The following is a 17431-nucleotide window of genomic DNA, read 5'->3' as shown; positions in this document are numbered from 1 at the left end:
CCCTGGAGCGCCGCGATGACCCAGTCCCCGCCCCGCGACGCCGGGCCGGCGCCCGCCCGGTACTCCTACCCGCCGGCCCCGCGCAGCGGACCGGAGGAGGTCCTCCACGGACGGCGGGTGGCCGACCCCTACCGCTGGCTGGAAGACGCGGGGGACCCCGCGACCGCCGCGTGGTGCGCCGGTCAGGAGGTGCTCTACGCCGAGGAAGAGGCCTGTTGGCCCGCCCGGGAAAAGTTCCTCGCGAGGATGACCGCTCTGCTCTCCGGAGCCGGTGCCCGGGCGCCGGTGCCGCGCGGTGACCGGGAGTTCCATCTGCGCAGGGAACCGGGGCGTGAACTCGCCGCACTGGCCGTACGCGAGGCCGGCCGGACGCGGATCCTTCTTGACCCGCTGCACGCCGACCCGTCCGGCAGGACGGTCCTCGACGCCTGGGAACCTTCCTGGGAGGGCGGCCTCGTGGCCGTCCAGCTGTCGTCCGGCGGTACGGAGCAGTCGGTCCTGAGCGTGATCGACGCGGAGACGGGCGAGACGGTCGACGGGCCCGTGGACCGGGTCCGCCGTTCCCCCGTGGCCTGGCTGCCCGGTGGCCGTGCCTTCTACTACGTGCGCCGGCTCAGGCCCGCGCACGAGGGTGGCGGGGCGGGCCCCCGCCGCGTCCGCCTGCACCGCCTCGGCACACCCGCCGACCAGGACGTGGAGATCTTCGGAGCCGGACGGTCGGACACCCAGTACTACACCGTGGCCACCGCCCCCGACGGGCGGACGCTGGTCATCGGCGCGAGCGAAGGCACCTCCCCGGACACCGACCTGTGGACCGCCGACCTCACCACCAGCGCACCGGACCGCCCCGACCTGCGCCGCCTCCAGCACGGCACCGACGGCCACACCGTCGTCCGCCTCAGGCCCGGTGCGGGCCCCCTGCCGCTGAGAACCACCGTCGGCGCCCCGCGCGGCCGGATCGCCGCGGCTCCTCGCGATGCCACGGAACCCGGCCGGTGGCGCACGCTCGTCGCCGAGCAACCCGGCACCGTGCTGGCGGACTTCGCCGTCCTGGACGGCCCGAAACTGGACCGGCCGCTGCTGGCGGTCGTACGAACCCGGCACGCCGTCGGTGAGTTGACCCTGCACGACGCCCGAACCGGCGCCCACACCCGGACCGTACCGCTGCCCGGACGGGGAACGGTGACACAGCTGACCACACGTCACGAGCCGGGTCACGAAATCTGGTTCGCGTACACCGACCACATCACCCCCACCGTCGTCCTGCACTACGACGCCGTCACCGGACACCTGCGGCCCTGGCTCGCCGGTCCGCCGACGGCCGCTCCCGTCGAGGGCGTGACCGTCACCCAGGAGGTCGCCCGCTCCCGCGACGGCACCGAGGTCCGGATGTTCGTCATGTCGCCCACGGGCCGCCCCGACCGGCCCCGCCCCGCCGTCATCACCGGTTACGGCGGCTTCGGAGCCTCCATGACCCCCGGCTTCACCCCGCAGGCACTGCCCTGGGTGCGCGCGGGCGGGGTGTACGCGGTGGCCTGCGTACGGGGCGGGCGAGAGGAGGGCGAGGACTGGCACAGGGCCGGCCGACGCGAGCGCAAGCACAACTCCTTCGACGACTTCGACGCGGTGGCGGACCACCTTCTGCGGGCCGGATGGGCAGCGCCGGGCCGGCTCGGCGTCCTCGGCAGCTCCAACGGGGGCCTGCTGGCCGCCGCCGCCCTCACCCGCCGCCCCGAGACCTACGCGGCCGTCGTGTCCGTGGCACCCCTGCTCGACATGGTGCGCTACGAACGGTCGGGGATGGGCGCGAGCTGGCGCGACGAGTACGGGAGCGCCGAGGACCCCGCCCAGTTCGCCCACCTCCTCTCGTACTCGCCGTACCACCAGGTGCGCGAGGGCACGCGCTACCCGGCGGTGCTGCTGGCCGTCTTCGACGGCGACACCCGCGTCGACCCCGCCCACGCCCGCAAGATGTGCGCCGCCCTGCAATGGGCGGGCACGGGTGACGCGCCGGTCGTGCTGCGTACCGAGCGCGGCGTCGGACACGCGGCGCGCGCCGCCTCGCGCAGCGTCCGCCTCTACGCCGACGTCATGGCCTTCCTCGCCCACCACCTGGGCCTTCTTCCGCCGGGGGAGACGCCGACATGAACGTGCTCCTGTGCCCCCTCAACGACCCGGGCTATCTGTACCCCGCCCTCGCCGTGGGCCGCGAACTGCGCCGCCGTGCCCACACGGTGCACGTCCTCGCCGGACCGGAAGCCGCCGCGACGGCGAGTGGGGCGGGCCTGGACCCGTCCGCCGTCACGGACACCCGCGCGCTGTCGGTGACCCACTGGGCGGTCAGCGGACCCGGGCAGTACACCGCGGTGGCACGGGCCGTCCGCCGGCTGCGGCCCGACGTCCTGGTCACCTCCGTGCTCTGTCACGGCGCCCTCGTGGCCGCCGAAGCCGCGGACCTGCCGGTCGTGGTGCTCGGACTGACCGCCCACCTGTGGCCCTACCGCGAGGGGGGCGCCGGCCCCGCGGACACGCACGACCGCGCATGGCGGCTGACGGAGACCCTGAAGCACTACGAGGCGGTACGCGAGGCGGCCGGCCTGACGCCACGGCATGACCGTTTCCCCGACGCCCCGTTGCTCGGCACCGCGTTCCTGCTGCGCGGTCACCCCCTGCTGGAGCCGGCCGACGCCGAACTGCCCCCGGCCGTACGCCATGTCGGCCCCTGCTGGTGGGAGCCCGAACCCTTGTCGTCCGAACTCGCCTCACCCGAGGCGCGGTTGCCCGACCTCCACTCGTCCGAACCCCTGCCGACCTCCGGGCCCTCGGCGGACTCCAAGCCCCTGGCGTACGTCCACCTCGGCCGGACCTTCGGCGGCACCTCGCTCTGGCCGCGACTCAACGCGGCCTTCACCGCCGGTACGCACCGGGCGGTCGTGGAACTGGGGCGCTCGGGCGCGCCCGAGGCCGCCCCGGACGCCGACCTGATCGTCGGCCGCCGTCCTTGGATGGGACCGCTCGTCGACCGGTCGGAACTCGTCCTGACCAACGCCACATCCGCCCCCGTGCTCGGCGCGCTCCTGCACGGCAAACCGCTCCTGGTCGCCCCGAACGGGTCGGAACAGCAGATCCTGGCCGCCGCCTGCCTGCGCGCCGGAGTCGCCCGCAGACTGCCGGAGCCCGGGGCTCCCGCCGCGGACCTGCGCGCCGCCGTCGAGCGCACGGCGCGCGACCCCCAACTGCGGTCCCGAGCGCAGGAGATCGGCGACCTGCTCGCGGACGGCAAGAGCGAGAGCCGTGCCGCCGACGCGGTGGAAGCGGCGACCCGCTAGATCCCGGCGGCTGTCCCGCGACATCAGGACGGCAACTCACGGCAAAGCGGCGGGGGCTGCCCGAATGCTGCGGCAGCCCCCTGGCCTCACCTCTGTTTCACCCCTCCTGACCCCTGCTTCACCCTTCCTGCGACGCCTGCGGTGGCACACCGTCGAGCAGGATGTCCCGCAGCGCGGCCACCAGTTCCAGACCCCGCGCACGGACCGCCGACGGAGTCTCCTCGTGGCGCCGGTCCGCGATGACCGCGAGGGCCGCAGCGGCCTGGCGGGCGAAGAGCGCGAGGAGGTCGAGTTCGGAGAGGCTGGAGCGGGACTGCTCGGCGGGGTCGAGCACTTCGAGGACGCCGAGCACACGGTCGTGATGGGCGAGGGGCGCCGCCATCAGCGCGTCCGGCACGTACCCCGTCGCCTTGGCCACGTCCTTGGCGAACATGCCCTGTTCCCGGAGGTCGTCCGCGATCATCGGTTCACCCGAGACGAGCACCCAGCCCGCGAGCCCCCGGCCGGCGGGGAACCGCGAGCCCACGAGGGACTCCTCCCCCTCTCCGGCCACGGCCTGGAAGACCAGTTCGTCGGTCTCGCGGTCGTGCAGCAGGACGGAGCTGGCCGCGGCGCCGAAGATGGCCCGCGCGGTGTCGACGACGGACTGGAGCAGGTCGTGCTCCGCACTGCCGGCGCGTGTGGCGGGGTCCACGCCGGTGGCGGGGACGAGGCCGGGGGGCTGGGTCATAGTTCACCTCGGGTTCCTGGTTCGCCGATGCGCACGTTCGCGGCGGAGAGGTAGAGCGCGTTCTTGATCTGAAACGGTGTCAACTTCGGCCGGGTGCCGAGCAGTCGCGCGCACGTCCCGCTGATGAAGGGAGTGGCGAAGCTGTTGCCCGTGGTGCGGATGGTCTTGCCGCCGGTCCAGGCCACCTGCACGTTCTGGCCCGGTGCGAAGAACTCCACGGGGGGCGCCGGGTTGTAGAGGAAGAGTCCGGAGTCGTCCTCGCGATGGGTGCCGACCGAGATGACCGAGGAGAAGCGCCAAGGGAAGCTCTCCACGGGCGTGTTGTGGGCGGACGCCACCAGGGTGGTCCCGGTGAAGAAGGCCTGGTCGGCCAGGGCCCGCAGCGTCTCAAGGAACTTCGGACGGGTCGTCGACAGACTGAGGTTGACCACGTCGAATCCCTGGTCCACGGCCCACCGCAGCCCGGTGAGCAGGGCCTCTCCGCTGCCGGTGAAGCCCTCGCCCAGCACCCGCACGCTGTACAACTCGCAGTCCGGGGCCACCCGTCGGACGATGCCGGCGCATGCTGTTCCGTGCCCACAGGCATCGCCGGCGCCGTCCGGCAGTACGCCGCTGTCGACGACGCCCAGCGTTCCGTCGGGGCCGGGCTTCACCTCGTACGAGCCCTGCACGGCACCCACCGAGGGATGCCCGCACTCCACACCGGTGTCGACCACGCACACGCGCACCCCGCCGCCGTCCGACCACGCCGAGGGGTCGGCGGGCAGGTCCGGCACCGTGTCGGCGAGCATCGTGAGCTCTTCGGGGGAGCGGTCACGCAGGCTCCAGGTGAGCCCTCCCGTCGTTCCTGTCGTCATGCGCTCCTGCCTTCCCTTGCGTCCGGGCGTTGCTCGCCCCGTGCCGTCGCCGGCGTCCCGTCGGTGAACGCGGACGCGCGGTCCGTGCCCGGCCGGTGCCCCTTGGCGGCGAAATGACCGTGTGCGATGCGCGCCTGGCGCGCCGCGTCCGCCGTCTCGCCGAGCGCGCGCAGCGTGTGCGCGAGGTCGAGCGCCGCGGTGCCCCGGACGAGCGGGGAGTCCGTCTCGGCCGCCGCGATGACGGCCCGGCCCGCACAGGCGCGCGCGAGATCCGGCTCCCCGGTGAGCGCGAGGGCGCGGGCCCGCAGCCCGTACGCGTCGGCGGACTCGGCCGGAGGCAGCGCGGACCCCTCGGGGTCCGGCAGCGCCAGTGCCTCCGCGGGCTCGCCGCCGTCCAGCAGGATCCGTGCCCGCTCCCGGGCGATGCCCGGCAGGGCACCCGGGGCGCCGAGTTCGCGGCCCGCGCGGGCCGCCTCCTCCAGCAGCAGGAGACCCCGGGCCGGCGTCCCGGTCAGGGCCTCGACCTCGGCGGCGAAGAGCGGGACGAACAGCGCGCTCTCCGCGTAGCCGAGGCCACGGGCCAGGCGTGCCGCCTCGGCCAGCCGCTCCTGAGCCTCCTCGTGCCTGCCCTGAAGGGCCAGGAGAACGGCCAGCGGGCATCCCAGGGTGGCCCGGACGGTGGGCCGGCCGGCGCCGTGGGCCGTCAGCAGTTCCTCGCAGCGTGATACGGCGTCGGCGACCGGAGTGGGGCCGCGCCACAGGGAGATGCCGACGGCGCCGAGCGCCCGTGCCCGCTCGGGTTCGGCGTCGGCCCGGTCGGCGTGCTCCAGCGCCCGGCGCAGCAGTTCCTCGGCCTCGGCGTGCCGTCCGCGCCGCTGACGGTCCTGGGCGATCCGGACACAGGCACGGGCGATGCCCTGGTCGTCGCCCGCCCGCGTGAACAGGGGGAGCGCGGACTCGGCCACCTCGGCGGCGGACCCGTGCCGTGGGTCGAGCGCGGTGAGGGCGAGACGGGCATGGGCGGCGCCCAGCGGATCGCCAGCCCGTTCGGCCGTGTCGAGCGCGGTCGCCAGCAGTTCCCGGCCGCGTTCGGGCTCCCCGCGGGCCACCTTCGTCTCGCCGAGCCGCCGCGCCGCCTCCCCGGCGACGGGCTCGCCGGGCGTGGCCAGGTCGAGCGCCTGAGTGAGCAGGTCGTCGGCCCACGGCAGATCGGAGCGCGCCAGGGCTGCCGCTCCGGCGCGGGTGAGCATCTCGGCGGCGCGCGCCCGCAGCGCGTCGGTGTCGCCGTCGTGGATGCCCAGTTCGGTGAGCAGACGGTGGGCGCGGGCCAGGTGGGAGCCGACAGCCGCGTCCCCGGCCGCACGGCGGACGAGGACATCGGCGGCGTGCTCGTGACGCCGGGCGCGCACCTTCTTCGCCATGCCGCGGTACGCGGTCTCCTGCACCAGGGCGCTGCCGAAGCGGAGGACCGATCCGGTGGAGCGGGAGCGGCCACCGGTTTCGATGAGACGCCTTCGGACGAGGCCGCTCAGAAGGCCGCCGGGGGAGTCCGCCGCGTCCGTGGGCTCCTCGGTACCGGCGAGTTCCGTCAGGTCGGCGCGCCGGAACTCGCGCCCCAGGACGGCGGCCACCTGGAGCAGGGTCCGTTCCTCGGGCGGGAGCGCGTCGATGCGGGCGCCGAGCAGGGCGTGGACGGTCAGCGGCAGGTCGTCGCACTCGGCGGCCACGGCCGTCAGATGCTCCAGGTACAACGGATTGCCCTCGGCGCGGTCGAGCGCGTCCTCCAGCACTCCGTGCCGATGGGCCGCCACCTCGACCAGTTCGCCGGCGAGCGCGGCGGCCTCCTCCCGGGTGAGCGGGGTGAGCAGCAGCGACGCGGACCGCATCCGCCCGCTGCCCCAGCCGGGACGCGTCTCAAGGAGCTCCGGACGGGCCACGCACACCAGGGCCACGGGGGAGCGGTCGAGCTCGTCGAGCAACCGGTCCGCCAGGTCGAGCAGCGGCTCGGATGCCCAGTGACAGTCGTCGAGGACGAGGACGACGGGCCGCTCCCGGGACAGCGCGTCCAGGAGGCAGGCCAGTGCCATGAGCGTGTCGTCCGTGGACGGGCTGGGGGTGCCGTCCGCGAGCAGTCCGGCCCGCAGCAGGCTCAGCGCCTGCCGTGTCTCCGTCCGCTCGGGGTCCGGCAGTTCGGCGAGCGCCGCGTCCTCGCCGGCGGAGGCGAGCACCTGGCGTACGGCCTCGGCGAGCGGTGACAGGGATCCGGTCTCGCCGTAGGGCCGGCACCGGCCCTCGCCGTACGCCGGGCAGTCCCGCAGCCATTCGCGCAGCAGACGCGTCTTGCCGAGGCCCGCCTCGCCGTAGACGGTCACCAGATGCGAACGCGGATCCGTCTCCAACCTGCGCAGCAGCAGCCGGAGTTCGGCGAGCTCGTGCTCGCGGCCGATGAAGGGGGTGTCGAAGCGGCGTACGCGCTCCGGCTCGTCCTCGTGCAGGGCTGTCAGCCGGTGCGCGGGTACAGGGACGCCGACGCCCTTGAGGGACAGCGATCCGGCGGATTCGGTGACCGCGGAGGCGCCGGCGGCGCGCAGGGTGGCGGGGCCGATCAGGATCTCGCCCGCACCGGCGTGCTGTTCGAGCCGGGCCCCGATGTTGACGACCTCGCCGGAGACCAGGGCCTGCCGGGCGGCGGGGTCGACGCTCACGACCACCTCGCCGGTGTTCACCCCGATGCGGACGGCGAGCCGTACCCCGTGCTCCCGGTCCAGTTCGGCGTTGAGCCCGTCGAGGCCGGTGACCATGCCGCGCGCGGCGGCCAGCGCCCGGTGGGCGTCGTCCTCGTGCCGCACCGGCACCCCGAACACCGCCATCACGGCGTCGCCGATGAACTTCTCGACCGTTCCCCCGTGTTCCTCGATCCGTGCCCGCATCAGCGCGAAGTACCGCAGGGTGACCGTGCGCAGCGTCTCCGGGTCGAGCCGCACGGACAGGGCCGTCGAGCCGACGAGGTCGCAGAACAGGACGGTCACCACCCGGCGTTCCTCGGCCGCGGCGCTCTCGCCCGCGGCCACGCAGGCGGTTCCGCACCGGGGGCAGAACGCCGCGCCGTCCGGCGGGGGTTCGGGGCACCGAGGGCACTTCACGCGCGCGCCTCCGGTCATCAGAACAGCGCTCCGCCGGCGATCTCGCTGTGCGCCTGCACCTCCGGCTCGGCCGCGTCCAGCCGGCCCTTGAGGTCGAGCAGCAGGGTCAACTCCTGCGCGCTGAGGTCCTGGAGCACCTCTCGCTGCTCGGGGGAGAGGCTGTGCAGCGGGAACCCGGCGTCCTCCAGCGCGCGGAGCCGGTCGCGATCGGGCACGGGGTCATTCATGGAAGCTCTCCCTTGTGGTCGGTGCCAGGGTGATGCGGTCGAACAGCTCGGCGAGGGAGGCGACCGTGTGCAGCGCGCTCACGGCGACCAGGGAGCGCTGCGCGGCGTCCAGGGGCAGGCGGTCGATCAGCAGGTCCAGGTCCGCGCTGTGCCCCTCGTCGAGGTCGGCGTGGAGGCGTACGGTCTCGAAGGCGGCCGGCGGCAGTCCGGTCTCCCGGGCCAGCCGGCCGGCCAGGCCCGGCGCGGGGGCGTTGCCCTCCAGTACGGCGATGTAGCCGAGCAGGGCCGCCGGGTGACTGTGATCGAGCCAGTAGTACTGCGCCCCCACCAGGGCGGCCACGTGCGCAGGGGGCACGGCGTCGGTCAGCTCGCCCGGTGCCGTCCCGGTCGCCGCCGCGTCGGCGAGCAGCCAGGCGTCGTGGCCCCGTTCCTCCTCGGCGTGCGCCCGCAGGTAGCGCGCGAGGGGCTCCGCCACCGGGTCCCGGGGCAGCGCCTCGCAATGCGCGGCGGCCCGCTCCATCAGGGGAACGGAGGCACGGATCACCTGGTGCATGGCGCGCAGATAGCTCCGGTAGCGGTCGGGAAGTCCGGGCCCCGACTGCCACATGCGGGCGGTGGAAGCCCGTAACAGAGGCTGTACGAGGGACAGTTGGAGCCGAAGACGCACGACGGCCGACGGGCTCACTCGGGCACCTCTCCGTTCTCGGGACCGCCGAGCAGCACGAGGGGCGCGTACCGGCCGCTTCCGTACCGTCGCAGCAGCGTGGCGGCCCCCGCGTCGCGCTGGAGCCGGGCGCCGAGCGCGTCCATCGCGCCGGCGGCCGGCCGTGCACCGGACCGCCGGGCCGCGTCCAGGGCCGCGGGCCGCCGGGCCAGGGCGCGGCAGTCCGTGCACGATCCGACGCCTGCGGTGCGGATGGCGCGCAGGACGGGTGACTCCTGGCACCGGCGGCGTATCGCGGCCCAGTCGTCGTCCGCGACATGACCCAGGCGCAGGTGCTCGGGAACGGGCCGGGCGTCCACCACCCGTTGGTTGCAGCAGGCCGTGACGGTGCCGTCGAACGCCACCGTCGGCCAGGCCGCCATCGCGCACGGCGCCGCGAGCCCGGAGGCGAGACCTTCGTCCACGGCGTCCCGGAGGGGCACGGTCCGCGCGGACGCCCAGCCCGCGGCGCGTCCCACGGGCCGGATGTGATTGACGAGGACGGCCGCCTGGTCCTGGAATTCGGTACGAATGGAGGCGGTGGTGTCCGCGAGATAGGGGTCGTCCGCCGCGGTGCCCGTCACGTGGAAACTCACCGATATTCCGCTTTCCTGGATGCGGTGCATCGCGCGAAAGACCGCGGCGCGCGGTATCTCTCGCTCGTGGAACACGTCGAGGCTCGCCGAGAAGTGGGCGACGTGCCGCAGCGCGCCCATGATGCGGGCGGGCACCCGGCCGTCGGCCGCGAAGAACATGCCGCTCAGTACCGACGTCCGCGTTCCGGCCACCTCGGCGAGGGCCGCGAGGTCCGCCACGAGCGCGGGCCGCAGCAGCGGTTCACCCCCGGTGAGCATGAGGACCTCGGGCCGGTCCTCGGGGGTGAAGCCGCCGACGAAGCGGCGCAGCGCCTCGGCCGGTGTGTCCTCGCCGCGCGGTCCCGACGAGGTGGAGCAGTGGGCACAGCTCAGCGGACAGCGTCTGGTGAGGGTGGCGAGGAGCCCGGCCGCCGACACCGGACGTAGCTCGATGATCTCCGCCAGCCGCATCTCGTCACCTCCGTAGCACCAGGACGTGCGGCCTCAGCGTGCGGGGCACGGGTTCGGTTGCGGTTGGCGGGCGGTTCGAGGCCGGTACGCGGCGGGGACCCGACCAGCCTGCGGACGAAAAGGGACAGGGATGGTCGATTGGCAACGGTTTATGTGCTTGTTCGCTCTTTATCCCGGCGGGTGCGTTGCTGCATGCACCTTGAGCCATCCTTGAGTCCATGGCCCCGGAACCGGCCCGTGCGCATGCTGTGAACACCGAAGGAATTCCACCGAATTCCCGAAGTCCACGGCTCCTCGCGGATTCCCTCACCCCGCCGCTCCCCGGAGGCTTTCGTGTACAGAATCCCTTCCCTCTGTCAGAATTCCGACGACACCGGCTGGGGAAAGGGCTGAGGGCGAGATGACCGACTCGCTGACGGAAAGCCGCGGTGTGGCGTCGGATCACGGAATTCCGCGGGAGTCCGCCGGCGACACCGGAAGGGAAAACCCCAGCGGGACTCCCCTGCGACTGAATCTTCTCGGCCCGCTGCGTGCCTTCCGAGGCGGTCTGCCGCTCGCACTCGGCCCGCTGAAGCAGCGGCTCGTCCTGGCGGTCCTGCTCACCCGCCCGAACACACCGGTGTCGGTGGAGGAACTGACCGACGCCGTCTGGCCGGACGACCCGCCCCGCACGGCCCGCAAGAACCTTCAGGCCTACGTCTCGACCCTGCGCCGGGTGCTCGACCCCGACGACCTCGGGCGGCTGCACCACGTCCCCGGCGGCTACGTCCTGCGCCTGACCGCGGAGGAGTGCGACTCCCTGCGCTTCGAGGAACTGGCCAGACGCGGCGACACCGAGGTGCGCGCGGGCGCGCCGAGTCGCGCGGCCCGGACCTACCGGCAGGCCCTCGACCTGTGGCGGCACGACCCCTTCAGCGACCTGGCCCCGCGCGCCGAGGCGCTGCGCGCCGCCGTCGAACGCCGGCACGCCCGACGGCTGGCCGTCTACGAGGCATGGGCGGAAGCCCAGTTGGAGATCGGGGATCCGGGACCGGTCGCGGACACCGTGGACGAGATGGTCGGCCGCCACCCCCTGCGCGAGCGCCTGCGCGCCGCCCAGCTCACCGCGCTGCACCAGGTCGGCCGCAGGACGGAGGCGCTCGCCGCCTACGACGACTGCCGACAGCGGCTTTCCCGGGAACTGGGCCTCGAACCGGGCGCGGCACTGCACAACGCCTACCGCTCCCTGCTGGACGCCCTGGCCCCGCTCCGGCCGCGCGGCGCGCCCACCGGGTCACGGCTGCTCCCGCCGGACCTCGCCGACTTCACCGGGCGCACCCGGGAACTCGACTTCGTCCGTGCGCGGTTGGAGTCCGAGGGTGGTCCACCGGTCCTCGTCACCGGAGCCGTCGGCGTCGGCAAGACGGCCTTCGCCGTCCATGTCGCGCACCGGCTCGCCGCGCGCTACCCCGACGGCGTGGTCGCCACCCGGCTGTGCGCCGAGGACGGCTCCGCACGGCCGTGGGCGTCCGTGCTCGCGGAACTGGCCCGTGCCCTCGGCTGCACCGAGCGGCTGCCCGCCGACCGGGAGGAGGCCGCCACCGTCTGGCGCTCGTGGCTGTCCGGGCGCCGGATCCTGCTGCTCCTGGACGACGCCCCCGACGCGGCCGCCCTCACCCCGCTGCTCCCGCCGTCGGGAACCGCCGCCGCGCTGGTCACCTCCCGCGGGCGGCTGCCCTGGCTGGAGCCCGCGCACCGGGTGGAACTCCCGCCGCTGTCCGCCGAGGAGGCTTTGGACCTGCTCGGCGGCATCATCGGGCGGCCCCGGCCGGCCGCCGAGCACACCGCCGCCGAGCGGATCGTCGCCGCCACGGGACACCTTCCGTTCGCCCTGCGAGCGGCCGGAAATCGCCTGTCCGTGCTGCGTCACATGCCGCTCGGCGAGTACGCGGACCGTCTCGAACATCCGGTGGAGGCACTGGACGAGCTCGCGTCCGGCGGTCTCGGAGTCCGTACGCGTCTGGCCGCGGCCTGGTCCCGTCTGCCCGCACCCGCCCGCGGCTCCCTCCAGGCGCTGGCCGCGCTGCCGGACACCTCCTTCACCCTTCCCGCCGCCGCGCGGTGCCTGGGCAAGGACGGACGGGAGGCGCAGCGCTCCCTGGAGGAACTCATCGACGTGGGCGTCCTGCCGCCGCCGTCCCTGCCCGAGGTGACGGCACACCTGGCGACCGCCCCGGAGGCGATGCGCTACGAACTGCCGTGGCTGACTCTGCTGTTCGCCCGGGAACAGGCCGCCTCGCGGGGAGAGCGGTGCTAGGTGCGGCGGCGTACGGCATCAGTGGGGCCATCGGCGGAGGCAGGGCCGCCCATGACCCGCTCGGCGGACGGCCGGGCCTCCGGTCATGGAAGGCTCACCCCGGCAGCGGGTGAATCAGGCTCCGCCCGCGCTCGCCGAGGCCGGACCGGAGGACTGCACTCGGGCCAGATATCCGGCCTGGAACCGGCTGGCCGCGCCCAACTGCTCCATGATCTCGGCGATGTGCTTGCGGCAGGTGCGCAGCGACATCCCCAGCCGGCGGGCCACCATCTCGTCCTTCATGCCCTCGGCCAGCAGTCGCACGATGGCCTGCTTGACCTCGTCCCGCGCCGAACTCTCCGTCCAGGCCGGGTGATAGGGCTCGGCAAGCGACCAGGCGTGATCGAAGGTCGCGCAGAGATACGAGACCGTGGACGGGTCCTGGATGACGATGGCGGCGTCCAGGTCGTCCTGGTGCGGGATGAACACCGTCTCCCCGTCGAAGGCGACCATGCGGCCGAACAGTTCGCTGAGCGTTCTGATCTCGGCGCCCTCGTCGGTCATCCGCCGCGCGTACTCCTGGGTGGGCAGGTGGTAGCGGGCCGTGTGCTGATACAGCGTGCGCATCCGGATGCCGCGGCGCAGCATGTCGCGGTCCTGGATGAACGCCTGCTCAAGCAGCGCGGGGGAGCGTCCGCCCCCGGGATGGCAGGTGCGGACCTCCTTCCGGCACCGCATGGTCGCCTCGGTGATCATGCCGACGACGGTCTTCAGGTCCGTGATCTCCGTCAGGGGAGTCCGTCCCTGCCACTGTCTTCGGCCCTCCGCATAGAAGGGCGCCAGGAGGGAAAGCTCTGCGCGCAGCCGGTCGATCTCGGCGAGCTGGCGGCGCAGCCCCGCCTCCTTCGGCGCGACCAGTGCGGCGAGGGCCGCGTCCGGTGCCACCGCCACGAACTGGTCGGGGTTCCCGGGCAGGCGGCGCAGCAGCAGAAGTTCGGTCAGCGCCGCCACGGCCGAATCCGTACGGCTCTCGGCCAGTCCCAGGGTCGCGCCGAGCGTCACGGCGTCGCACGATCCCCGGTCGCTCACCCACCGGAACACCCGGACGGCGTCCTCGGACAACTGCGTCTCGTGCGACGGCCACCCCGTCGACGTACGCAGGTCCGGAACCGTGCCGTCCTCACCGATGCCTTCCACCCGACCCCCTCAACAGCCAGAAGACCCCGGCAGCCGCTGCCGTGTCCATTGTTCAGATGTGCGATGGAGTTTCCCAGACCCGTCCGGAAGGAACCGATGTGAAACCGGCCAAAGGCGCATTCGTCCTGCTCTTCGAGCGTTTCACCGTCCTCGGTCACTGGGCGCGTGCCCGGCAGCGCCGACCGGACGGCGACGGAGCCACGGCCCGCGAGATCCTCGACCAGCCTCCGCGTCCGGTACGCGACGGCGACGACGACGCACCGACCGTGCCGACTCCGCACTGGTGACGCCCCCACGATGCGGCCTCGCGACGAGCGGGACGCGGGCGTGCGGTACCGAGAGGTCCGTTACGTACCCCGGAGGTCCGTGATGTCGACTACAGGCGTTTCGTAGGTGCGGTAGGGCGGGATAAGGTCACCTTCAGCGAGGATCTTGCACGGAGGTGTCCGGGGATGGACCAGAGCGCGCCCGTACGCCGGGGACGGCCCCCGGGCATACAGACCGTCGAAGGTGAGCTGACGGCCCGCCAGGCGGCCATCGTCCGCTACATCACCGAGTCGGTCGCCCGGCAGGGCTACCCGCCCTCGATGCGGGAGATCGGCCAGGCCGTGAATCTCTCCAGCACCAGCTCGGTCGCGCACCAGCTCGGCGCACTGGAGCACAAGGGCGTCCTCTACCGCGACCCCCACCGTCCCCGCGCCTACCGCGTACGTCCCTCCTGGGCCCCCGACCTCGGCGCGTGGAGCGCGGAACCGGCCCAGGTGCCCCTCGTGGGACGGATCGCCGCCGGTGCGCCTCTGCTGGCCGAGGAGATGGTCGAGGACGTCTACTTCCTGCCCCGCCAGGTGGTCGGCGAGGGAGAACTGTTCGCCCTGACCGTCTCCGGCGACAGCATGATCGAGGCGGCGATCTGCGACGGCGACATCGTGACCGTCCGCAAGCAGGACAGTGCCGAGCACGGTGACATCGTCGCGGCCCTCCTGGAGGACGAGGCCACCGTCAAGGTCCTGCACCGGCAGGACGGGCAGGTGTGGCTGATGCCGCGGAATCCGTCCTTCGCTCCGATCCCCGGTGACGACGCGCGCATTCTCGGGAAGGTCGTCGGCGTCCTGCGGGTGCTGTGAAGGCTGCCCCCAGGGGGCGAGGCGTGACGCGGGAACGCGGCGAAGACGTGCGTTCCCCCGTTCTTCACGAAGCCGTCGAGAGCAAGATCGTTGGGGAGTCCAATGATCTCGCTACCCTGCCTCCATGAGTCGCAGCGAAGGCGCGGGGGCCCTGGCCCACATCCAGTCACTGCCGAGCTGGCTGGTCGGCCGGGTCGCGGCGCACGGCCGGAGTCTGGTCGCCGACGCGATCGCCGAGGAGGGGCTCAGGCTGCCGCAGCACGCCGTCCTCGCCGCGGTCTGCGAACACGGCCCGGTGGCCCAGGCGGACCTCGTGCGCCGACTGGGCTTCGACGCCAAGGACGTCGTCCTGCTGCTCAACGACCTGGAGGACGCCGGGCTCGCGGTGCGCCGGCCCGATCCGCGCGACCGCCGCAAGAACGCGGTGACGGTGACACAGTCCGGCACACGAACCCTGGAACGCTGCGCGGAGTTGGCGGAGCGGGCCAACGCCGAACTGCTGGCACCGCTCAGCCCCGCGGAGGCACGGCAGCTGATGGAACTGCTGGCCCGGGTGCACAAGGCGTAGAAGGGACTGGTGTAGAAGGGCCTCACGCGTGTCCTCGGGTCCGCGAGCTTGAGGGCCGCCGGGTTCAGGTTGAACGTCCGCCTGGGACTTGGCAGTTCGATGGTCCAAAGTGCTGGGCAGCGGTTCTCCCGCAGGGGAGGATGGGCACCATGACGAGCGAAGGCACCGCGATCGACGCCACCAAGCCCAGCATCGCGCGCGTTTACGACTATCTGCTGAACGGCAAGGACAACTACGCCGTGGACCGGGAGATCGGCGATGTGTTCAAACGCGATCTTCCCGGCTCGGTGGCGATCGCTTTCGCCAACCGCTCCGCGCTGACCCGGGCGGTCGCGGAGATCGCGACGACCACGGACGTGACGCAGTTCATCGACCTGGGCAGCGGTCTGCCCACCGCCGACAACGTGCACCAGGTCGCGCAACGCCATACCCCGGAATCCCGGGTGGTGTACGTCGACATAGACCCCCAAGTGCTCGTCCACGGGCGGGCCTTGCTGGAGGAGAACGAGCGGACCAGGGTCATCGAGGCCGACGTCCGCGACCCCGAGGCCGTCTACGACCACCCCGAGACCCGCGAACTGATCGACTTCGATCGCCCGGTGGCCGTCGTGTTCAGCGCCATCCTCCACCACGTCAACGACGAGGAGGACCCCGCCGGAATCGTCCGCTACTGGCGCGAGCGCGTCCCCTCCGGAAGCTACTTCTTCGTCAGCCACTTCCGTTCCGGGAACAACCCGGAGACGGCCGAGGCGGAGAAGGTCCTCCAGCAGACGTTCGGCCGTGGCCGCTGGCGTACCGACGAGGAGATCGCGTCCCTGATGGACGGTCTGGACATTCTCGACCCGGGAGTCGTCCCGGCCCCCCTGTGGCGCCCCACCCCGGTCGGCAAGCCGTGGGGCGGCGGCGGCCCGCGCGAACTCACCGTCTGGGAACACCTCATCGCCGCGGGGATGGCCCGCAAGGCCTGACCGCGTGTTCGCCCGGCGCGCGGCCGGCCTCGCCCGTTCCTGACGCGGCCCGGCCGGCCGACGCCCCGGCCGGGTCAGAGGCCCCCGGTGTTGAGCAGCCGGTTGGGGGTGTCCGAGCGGACGCCGTGCAGGACACCCCGGGTGGCCGTGTGGTCGAGCCAGACGTGGACCTCGTGAGCCGTGGCGTGCGGGTGCGCCGACAGGTACAGCGCGATCACGCCGGTCGCGTGCGGCGCGGCCCAGGACGTCGCACCGTCGGTCTCCGTGGTCGTACCGCCCCCGGCGAGCGCCGCGGTCACCTTCTGGCCCGGTGCGTACAGGTCCACGCACCGTCCGTACCCCGACCCGTAGGAGCCGCCGTCGCTCCACGGGCGGTCGCCCGGGGTGGAGGCCGCCACGACGATCGTCCCCGGGACTCCGGCCGGTGAGTGCTTGCACGCGTCGTCGTTGAAGTTGCCCGCCGACACCACCGTCGGGATCCCCGCGTCGACCATCCGCTTCACGGCGGACTCCACGGCCGTGGACCGGTGATCGAAGTTGAGCGACATGTTCACCACCGCGGGCTTCTGCGCGTGCGCGGTGACCCATTTGACCGACTTCACCACGGCCGCCTCGGCCGCCGCCTGGGAACCGCCGCCGTCGCTCTCGCACAGCACGCCCTGGACCCGTACGAGATCCGCCTTGGGCGCCACCCCGTACTTGGTCCCGCCGATGATGCCCGCGACGAACGTGCCATGGCCCACGCCCGCCTCGTTGAAACAGTCACCGGAGTCCCTCGGGCCCACGAAGTCGGCGCCGAGGTGGGCTCGTCCACCGAACTCACGGTGAGCGATGTCCATTCCGGTGTCGATCACATAGACGTGCACGCCCTTGCCGGTGGCGGTGGTGGTGAACTTCCCGTTCAGCGGCCGGGATCGCTGGTCCAGAATGTCGAGGTTCCACGGCACGTGCCGGGTGACGGGCGCCGCCGCGGCCTGCGCCGCCCTCGCCGACGTCCCCGCGCTGCCGGAGCGGGCCGGCGTCCAGCCGGACGCCCGTTCCCCGAGGGGCGCCACGGCCTCGCCCTTTCGGTGAGCGGGAGACTTCCCGTCCGCCGCGCCCGCGTTCCCGCCGCAGGCCGAGGCCCCGAGCACCGTCGCCAAGGTCACCATCAGGAATCCGGCCTTCGTTGCGTTCCGTGTCACAGCATCCCCCGTATCCCCGCCCTGTACACAGTCAGCGCACAAGACGACCACAGCGGGCGGGCGGTTCCGGCGGGGGCGGG

Annotated in this window: 15 protein-coding genes; 7 read left to right on the top strand and 8 right to left on the bottom strand. The window is 73.2% G+C overall.

All coding sequences use genetic code 11. From position 1 onward, the window contains the following. Positions 1–15: 15 nt before the first annotated feature. Positions 16–2148, top strand: a complete 2133-nt coding sequence (locus ACZ4AA_RS22340) for a prolyl oligopeptidase family serine peptidase (protein ID WP_467605023.1) — start codon at positions 16–18, stop codon at positions 2146–2148. Further along, positions 2145–3329 (top strand): glycosyltransferase, encoded by a 1185-nt coding sequence (locus ACZ4AA_RS22335; RefSeq protein WP_467605016.1) that lies wholly within the window; start codon positions 2145–2147, stop codon positions 3327–3329. The genes ACZ4AA_RS22340 and ACZ4AA_RS22335 overlap by 4 nt, the downstream gene beginning before the upstream one ends. A 118-nt stretch (positions 3330–3447) precedes the next feature. On the opposite strand, the gene ACZ4AA_RS22330 is transcribed toward ACZ4AA_RS22335, so the two are convergent. The 6 genes from ACZ4AA_RS22330 to ACZ4AA_RS22305 form a co-directional block, all read right to left on the bottom strand. Then, a complete protein-coding gene (locus ACZ4AA_RS22330; protein WP_467605013.1) occupies positions 3448–4059 on the bottom strand; it encodes a GAF domain-containing protein in 612 nt (203 codons plus the stop codon). Continuing rightward, on the bottom strand, positions 4056–4916 hold the full coding sequence (locus tag ACZ4AA_RS22325; protein ID WP_467605008.1) for a S8 family peptidase: 861 nt from the start codon (positions 4914–4916) through the stop codon (positions 4056–4058). Before ACZ4AA_RS22325 ends, ACZ4AA_RS22330 begins: the two co-directional genes overlap by 4 nt. Continuing rightward, entirely contained in the window at positions 4913–7987 is a 3075-nt protein-coding gene (locus ACZ4AA_RS22320) for an AAA family ATPase (RefSeq protein ID WP_467605005.1), read from the bottom strand. Before ACZ4AA_RS22320 ends, ACZ4AA_RS22325 begins: the two co-directional genes overlap by 4 nt. A gap of 89 nt (positions 7988–8076) precedes the next feature. Next, a complete protein-coding gene (locus tag ACZ4AA_RS22315; protein ID WP_467605002.1) occupies positions 8077–8286 on the bottom strand; it encodes an aroma-sacti cluster domain-containing protein in 210 nt (69 codons plus the stop codon). Beyond that, positions 8279–8971 carry an iron-containing redox enzyme family protein gene (locus tag ACZ4AA_RS22310; protein ID WP_467604999.1) on the bottom strand — a complete coding sequence of 231 codons (693 nt, stop codon included), beginning with the start codon at positions 8969–8971 and terminating at the stop codon, positions 8279–8281. The genes ACZ4AA_RS22315 and ACZ4AA_RS22310 overlap by 8 nt, the downstream gene beginning before the upstream one ends. Beyond that, positions 8968–10035: a radical SAM/SPASM domain-containing protein gene (locus ACZ4AA_RS22305; protein WP_467604996.1), complete on the bottom strand. Its 1068-nt coding sequence runs from the start codon at positions 10033–10035 to the stop codon at positions 8968–8970. Before ACZ4AA_RS22305 ends, ACZ4AA_RS22310 begins: the two co-directional genes overlap by 4 nt. 400 nt (positions 10036–10435) lie before the next feature. On the opposite strand from ACZ4AA_RS22305, the gene ACZ4AA_RS22300 reads away from it, so the two are divergent. Further along, positions 10436–12331, top strand: coding sequence for an AfsR/SARP family transcriptional regulator (locus ACZ4AA_RS22300; RefSeq protein WP_467604992.1), 1896 nt, complete (start codon positions 10436–10438; stop codon positions 12329–12331). 114 nt (positions 12332–12445) lie between these two features. Here ACZ4AA_RS22300 and ACZ4AA_RS22295 read toward each other — a convergent pair whose 3' ends face one another. After that, positions 12446–13507, bottom strand: a complete 1062-nt coding sequence (locus tag ACZ4AA_RS22295) for a helix-turn-helix transcriptional regulator (protein WP_467604986.1) — start codon at positions 13505–13507, stop codon at positions 12446–12448. A gap of 98 nt (positions 13508–13605) precedes the next feature. Between ACZ4AA_RS22295 and ACZ4AA_RS22290 the strand changes: the two genes are divergently transcribed. The 4 genes from ACZ4AA_RS22290 (at position 13606) to ACZ4AA_RS22275 (ending at position 16167) form a co-directional block, all read left to right on the top strand. Continuing rightward, positions 13606–13794, top strand: a complete 189-nt coding sequence (locus ACZ4AA_RS22290) for a hypothetical protein (RefSeq protein ID WP_467604982.1) — start codon at positions 13606–13608, stop codon at positions 13792–13794. Positions 13795–13959: 165 nt separating this feature from the next. Beyond that, entirely contained in the window at positions 13960–14631 is a 672-nt protein-coding gene (gene lexA / locus ACZ4AA_RS22285) for a transcriptional repressor LexA (RefSeq protein WP_467604978.1), read from the top strand. 124 nt (positions 14632–14755) lie between these two features. Beyond that, a complete protein-coding gene (locus ACZ4AA_RS22280; protein WP_467604974.1) occupies positions 14756–15199 on the top strand; it encodes a MarR family winged helix-turn-helix transcriptional regulator in 444 nt (147 codons plus the stop codon). 140 nt (positions 15200–15339) lie between these two features. Further along, entirely contained in the window at positions 15340–16167 is an 828-nt protein-coding gene (locus ACZ4AA_RS22275; protein ID WP_467604970.1) for an SAM-dependent methyltransferase, read from the top strand. A gap of 74 nt (positions 16168–16241) precedes the next feature. Here ACZ4AA_RS22275 and ACZ4AA_RS22270 read toward each other — a convergent pair whose 3' ends face one another. Beyond that, complete coding sequence (locus ACZ4AA_RS22270; RefSeq protein ID WP_467604964.1) at positions 16242–17351, bottom strand: S8 family peptidase; 1110 nt, start codon at positions 17349–17351, stop codon at positions 16242–16244. Positions 17352–17431 lie beyond the last annotated feature (80 nt).

It is taken from the genome of Streptomyces sp. NPDC024698 (assembly GCF_055559015.1).
Note: the sequence above shows the minus strand (reverse complement) of the source record. Positions and strands in the feature narration are given on the sequence as shown.